Genomic DNA, 1,593 nt, shown 5'->3' with positions numbered 1-1,593 from the left:
CGACGGCCTCGTAGGGATCGGTGCCGGTCTCCCGCGCGCCGATCACCGCCTTGCACGCGGTTAGCAGCACCCGCAGTTGGGTCTGGGTATCGCGAACGGAACGCAGGGTGTTTTCGGCTGTCCGGCGCTCGGCCTTCCGCGCCAGACTGCCGAGCAGCTTGTCGAACATCGACAAGGTGACGTCGGTCAGATCCATCTCCAGGCGGATCGCGGTGGCCGTGAGCACAGCACGACGGCGCGACGTCGCCAGATCCTGAAGATGCTGCGGCGTCATCCGCAGGCCTTCGGCCGCGAGCCGCTCGAACGCGACCTCCGGCACGCGTGCGCGCAACGACCGGTCAATGCCGAGTTCCTTCAAGGCGGAAAGGTGCTCAATGACCGCCAGCATGTTGCGGGCAGTTGGGGCCGCTGGCACCCGACGCAGCCAAGCGAGCATCGTCGTTTCAGTGTCGGCCTGCAGGGTCAGCAAGCGGTCCAGCGCGTCTGTCGTCCGCTGATCGACACCATCGACAAGGGCACGATGCAGAACCCGTTCGGCCCGGCCACGAGCCTGATGGAGCATCAGTTCCAGGATTGCCGCAGAAGGGATCAGGATGCGACGGCGGCGGAACTCGTCGATCAAGGTGGTCGCCAGAATGATCGGGTCCCGTGCGATCTGTGCCTTGGAGGTCAACCAAGCGGCAAGGTCGCGAAAGAGGGTTCGATCAAAGGCACGGTGGCCGGTCCGTGCCATGATCGCGGCAACCTGCTCGCGCCGGTTCTGGTCACGTCGACTGTAGGCGATGAAATCGTCGGGCTCGGCGCCAACCTGCCGGGCGACGAACGCCAGCAGCGCGATGGGCGGGCGCTCGCCCGGCCCGGGAATCCGCCCAGGATGATGAAGATAGCAGAGCAGGATGGCGCAGCCCAGGCGGGTGTGCGCTGTACGCCGGAGGGTGACTATGTCGAGATCGTCCCTGCTGAGCGTATAGTGGCGCACCATCGCGCGTTCGTCGTCCGGCACCGCCAGGAGCCTTGCCCACTGGTCTTCGGTCAACAGCCGCCGACGCGCCAACGTTTATTCCATTCGGTGATGTTGATAGGATCATGCCGTGGAGGGTCACCATGGGTGCAGTTCAGATCACGGGCATTCTCTGATCCACCTTTGCCAATTCAAGGTGCTCCCTCTCCTATTGTTCCCATTGCTCAAGAGGGCATGGCCAGCCCGCGCGGCCACCATCGGCCGCAACGGGCTGGCCCCGATATGTGACCGTCTATCGGACGGCGAGCGGATGGGGGATGACCCGCTGGTTCTGCTCGCCCAACCCCTCGATGCCGAGCGTCACCACGTCACCGACCTTCAGAAAGACGGGCTCGGGCTTTTGCCCCATCCCGACACCGGGCGGCGTGCCCGTGGCGATGATGTCGCCCGGCATCAGCGTCATGTGGCGGCTGACGTAGGACACCAGGGTCTTGACGTCGAAGATCATCGTCGCCGTGCTGCCGTCCTGCATGCGCTGTCCGTTGACTTCGAGCCACATGCGCAGTGCCTGCGGATCCGCGACCTCGTTCGCGGTCACCAGCCACGGGCCGATCGGGCCGAAAGTGTCGCAC

The 1,593-nt window shown here is 65.1% G+C and carries 2 protein-coding genes; both read right to left on the bottom strand.

The features are described 5' to 3' along the window. The coding region (locus I71_RS09470; RefSeq protein ID WP_042694237.1) for a DUF4158 domain-containing protein at positions 1-1,054 on the bottom strand (1,054 nt) is incomplete at its 3' end. Positions 1,055-1,253: 199 nt separating this feature from the next. Next, the coding region (locus I71_RS09465) for a fumarylacetoacetate hydrolase family protein (RefSeq protein ID WP_042694235.1) at positions 1,254-1,593 on the bottom strand (340 nt) is incomplete at its 5' end.

The sequence above is a fragment of the Azospirillum sp. B506 genome (assembly GCF_000333595.1).
In the GTDB taxonomy this organism is placed as follows: domain Bacteria; phylum Pseudomonadota; class Alphaproteobacteria; order Azospirillales; family Azospirillaceae; genus Azospirillum.
This window is presented reverse-complemented; position numbering and strand designations above follow the sequence as displayed.